At 67.7% G+C, this 4,056-nt stretch carries 4 protein-coding genes and 1 pseudogene; 2 read left to right on the top strand and 3 right to left on the bottom strand.

Going from position 1 to position 4,056, the window contains the following annotated elements:
* Positions 1–868, top strand: an 868-nt coding sequence (locus tag AC1D00_RS30360) for an ATP-binding cassette domain-containing protein (RefSeq protein WP_477013201.1), incomplete at its 5' end; no start/stop codon positions are given.
* A 146-nt stretch (positions 869–1,014) separates the two neighbouring features.
* On the opposite strand, the gene AC1D00_RS30365 is transcribed toward AC1D00_RS30360, so the two are convergent.
* The 3 genes from AC1D00_RS30365 to AC1D00_RS30375 are packed head-to-tail and all read right to left on the bottom strand — an operon-like array spanning position 1,015 to position 3,510.
* The gene (locus AC1D00_RS30365; protein WP_271568734.1) at positions 1,015–1,461 is read right to left on the bottom strand and encodes a GNAT family N-acetyltransferase; all 447 of its coding nucleotides are present in this window, start codon (positions 1,459–1,461) and stop codon (positions 1,015–1,017) included.
* The gene (locus AC1D00_RS30370; RefSeq protein WP_027544190.1) at positions 1,461–2,489 is read right to left on the bottom strand and encodes a peptidoglycan -binding protein; all 1,029 of its coding nucleotides are present in this window, start codon (positions 2,487–2,489) and stop codon (positions 1,461–1,463) included. Before AC1D00_RS30370 ends, AC1D00_RS30365 begins: the two co-directional genes overlap by 1 nt.
* Before the next feature lie 4 nt (positions 2,490–2,493).
* A complete protein-coding gene (locus AC1D00_RS30375) occupies positions 2,494–3,510 on the bottom strand; it encodes a hypothetical protein (protein WP_027544189.1) in 1,017 nt (338 codons plus the stop codon).
* A gap of 332 nt (positions 3,511–3,842) precedes the next feature.
* On the opposite strand from AC1D00_RS30375, the pseudogene AC1D00_RS30380 reads away from it, so the two are divergent.
* Positions 3,843–4,056 (top strand): annotated as a pseudogene (locus AC1D00_RS30380) (SAM-dependent methyltransferase); the annotation flags it as partial.

Genomic DNA, 4,056 nt, shown 5'->3' on the forward strand with positions numbered 1-4,056 from the left:
CGGCCAGCTCAGCGAGGTCTGGGGCGAGGTCTCGGCGGCGTCCGGCGCTGCCGAGCGCCTGTTCGAGATCCTGCATGTGCAGCCCGACATCAAGGCGCCGGCGACCCCGCGCGCGTTGCCGGTGCCGGCGCGCGGCGAGGTCGGGTTCGACCAGGTCAGCTTCGCCTATCCGGCACGGCTCGACGCCAAGGTGCTCGACGCCGTGTCGTTCGCCGTGCGCCCCGGCGAGAAGGTCGCGATCGTCGGTCCGTCCGGCGCCGGCAAGAGCACGATCTTCCATCTGCTGCTGCGCTTCTACGATCCGCGCAGCGGCACGATCTCGCTCGACGGCGTGCCGGTCAGGTCGGCCGATCCCCGTGATTTCCGTTCCCGCATCGCGCTGGTGCCGCAGGAATCGAACGTGTTCGCCGCGAGTGCCCGCGAGAACATCCGCTTCGGCCGGCCCGATGCGACCGATGCCGAGGTCGAGCGCGCCGCCGAGCTCGCGCATGCCGCCGAGTTCATCCGCCGCCTGCCGGAAGGCTTCGACACCCCGCTCGGCGAGCGCGGCGTGACGCTGTCCGGCGGCCAGCGCCAGCGCATCGCGATCGCGCGCGCGATCCTGCGCGATGCGCCGCTGCTGCTGCTCGACGAGGCCACCTCCGCACTCGATGCCGAAAGCGAGACGCTGGTGCAGACCGCGCTGGAAGAGCTGATGCGCCACCGCACCACGCTGGTGATCGCGCACCGCCTCGCCACCGTGCTCTCCTGCGACCGCATCCTGGTGATGGACCACGGCAAGATCGTCGAGCAGGGCACGCATGCCGAGCTCGTGGCTGCGAACGGGCTCTATGCGAGGCTGGCGAGGCTGCAGTTCGAGGGGGCGTGAGGCAGCATCACTTACGGTGTCATTCCCCGCGAAGGCGGGGAATCCAGTACTCCGAGACGATAGTGATCAACCGATAAGCCGCGGGGTACTGGATGCCTCGGTCAAGCCGGGGCATGACAGCGGAGGGTGGGGTGGGCAGCAAAGCTCTACGGCTTCCATTCCATCTTCAGCACCGGCCGTCCCGAGGTCGGATTCAAATCGTCGCCGGCATGGGCAAATCCGTTGCGCTCGTAGAAGCGGATGGCGCGGGCGTTGTCCTTGTTGACCAGCAACGTGACGCCTGAAGGTGACAGGCGCTTGGCCTCGTCCACCAGCAGCCTGGCCGCATCCGAGCCCCAATGCGCGGGATCGACCACGAGCTGGTCGAGATAGCCCTCGCCGTCGATGGTGACGAAGCCGGTCAGCGCGCCGTCCGCCTCCGCAACCACGATCGAGGCCTTCGGCACCAGATCCTTGCGCCAGCGCTCGCGCCACCAGTCCAGCCGCGCGGCGAAGTCGATCTGCGGATAGGCCTGCTGCCAGGTGCGATGCCAAAGGTCGATGGCGGCGGCTTCGTCCTCGGGGCGGTAGGGGCGGAGGTGGAGGGCGCTCACTACCGCTCCGTCAGCTTCAGCTCGATGCGGCGGTTGCGCTTGTAGGCGTCCTCCGTGTTGGCGGTGTCGAGCGGCTGGAATTCGCCGAAGCCGGCGGCGACGAGGCGCTGGGCCGGCACGCCGAGCGAGATCAGGTACTGCACCACCGAGATCGCGCGCGCCGCGGACAGGTCCCAGTTCGACTTGAAGTTCGCGCCGCTCACCGGGCGCACGTCGGTATGGCCGTCGACGCGCAGCACCCAGGCGATCTCGGCCGGGATCTTCTTGTCGAGCTCGATCAGCGCGTTCGCCACGGTGTCGAGCTCGGCGCGGCCCTCCGGCAGGAGCGTCGCCTGGCCGGTGTCGAAGAAGACTTCGGACTGGAACACGAAGCGGTCGCCGACGACGCGGATGTCGGGGCGGTTGCCGAGGATGGCGCGCAGGCGGCCGAAGAATTCCGAGCGGTAGCGCGACAATTCCTGCACGCGCTGCGCCAGCGCGACATTCAAGCGAGACCCCAGATCGGCGATCCGGTTCTGCGATTCCTTGTCGCGCTTCTCGCTGGCATCGAGCGCCTCTTCCAGCGCCGCGAGCTGCCGCCGCAGCGCGCTGATCTGCTGGTTCAGCACCTCGATCTGCGCCAGCGCCCGCGCCGACACCGCCTTCTCCGAGTCCAGCGCCTTGCCAAGCTCAGTGGACTTGCCCTGCGCGTCGTTGCCGGCGGCAGCTAAGCCGTCATAGAGGCCCTTGATGCGGTCGCGCTCGGACTCCGCCGAGGCGAGGCCGGCCTTCAATTGCGAGACCTGGTCGTCGAGCGTGAGCTTGCCGAGCTTCTCCAGCGACAAGAGCTCGTTGAGCTGCGCGATCTTGGCGTTGAGCTGCTCCAGCGCCTTGTCCTTGCCGGTCACTTCCTGCGACAGGAAGAACTGCACGACCAAGAACACCGACAGCAGGAATACGATCGACAGCACCAGCGTCGACAGCGCGTCGACGAAGCCGGGCCAGTAGTTGAAGGCGCCGTCGCTGCGGCGGCCGCGCGCTAGAGCCATGTCGCTAACCCTTCTCGGGCTGGCGCGCGAGCCGCTCGAGGAGGCGCCGGATCTCGCGGTTCTGCTCGCCCTGGCCGTCGGCCCATTCGCGGATCATCTGCTGCTCGGTGCGCATGTGTGAGACCAGCGCCTGGATGGCCTCGGCAAGGCTTGCCATCGCCGCCGTGGTGCCGCGGCTGGAGCTGCCCTCCTCGAGCACGGAGCGCAGCCGCTCGACGGCGGCCTGAAGCTCGCCGCTGGCGACACCGCCGCCGGCGGCCACGGTCACATCGCCTCGGCCGTATTCGCGCACGGTGGTCGCGAGCCAGTCTTCGAGGTCGGTGTAGAAGCGGTTCTGGGCCTGGCTCGATTGCAGGTCGAGGAAGCCGAGGATCAGCGAGCCCGCGAGGCCGAACAGCGAGCTGGAGAACGAGATGCCCATGCCGCCGAGCGGGGCGGCGAGGCCCTCCTTCAGCGTGTCGAACAGGGCGCCGGAATCGCCGCCGACCTTGAGCCCGTCGATCACCTTGCCGACCGAGCCGACCGTCTCGATCAGGCCCCAGAAGGTGCCGAGCAGGCCGAGGAAGACCAGCAGGCCGGTCATGTAGCGGGAGATGTCCCGGGCCTCGTCCAGGCGGGTCGCGATCGAATCGAGCAGGTGCCGCATCGTGGTCTGGGTGATCGACATCCGCCCGGTGCGCTCGCCGCCCAGGATCATCGCCATCGGTGCCAGCAGTTTTGGGTGCCGGGCAGGGGCGAGGCCGGGATCGGCGATGCGGAAATTGTTGACCCAGGAGACCTCGGGATAGAGCCGGATGACCTGGCGGAAGGCCAGCACGATGCCGATGAACAGTACCGCCCCGATCAGGGCATTGAGGCCCGGATTGGCGAAGAAAGCCTGGATGATCTGCTTGTAGAGCACCACGCCGACCAGCGTGCACAGCACCAGGAAGACCAGCATCCGCACCAGGAAGACGCTGGGCGAGGATAGCTTGGTGTATTCGATGTCCATGGGGGAGCGGGGCGAGGCGCCAGACGGCATGGCCGGTGTCATCCGTTACGAACTTGATTGCGGTGCGCACTATGGCACAGCGCCGGCCCAAAAAAAGCGCCGGATGCGCCGATTTCGGGGAGAGCTTCCGGAACCCAAAGCCTAAGCCGCGCTTTGATAAGGACTTATTTTGCAAAACTTCGGCATTCCGCAGGTTTAGGTCGGATTTTTTGCATGGTGACGGATCTCGGGGGACTGGACGTCATCGCGCCCTTGCTCGCGGTCCTGATGGCGTTCGCCTGCATCCGGCCAGGCGGCGACGCCCGAACCTGCCCGTTCCTTCTTTCGTGTCCCGAACCAGACATGACCAGGGGAGTGGCCGCATGAGCGTCGTTTCCGCGATCATCGGGACTGCCGAACGCGTGCCGCTGCCTGATGTGGTGATTCGCGCCGCGATCCAGCGCCTATGCTCGCGGACAGCGACCCGCATCTCCGCCCTGGGCGCGGACGACGAGGCCGCCTTCGCCGGGCGCATGATGCTGCGGCCGATCGCCGAGGACATCGATGCCGCCAATGCCGGGCATGACGAGGCGCCCG

The organism is Bradyrhizobium sp. P2_E8 (assembly GCF_056403875.1).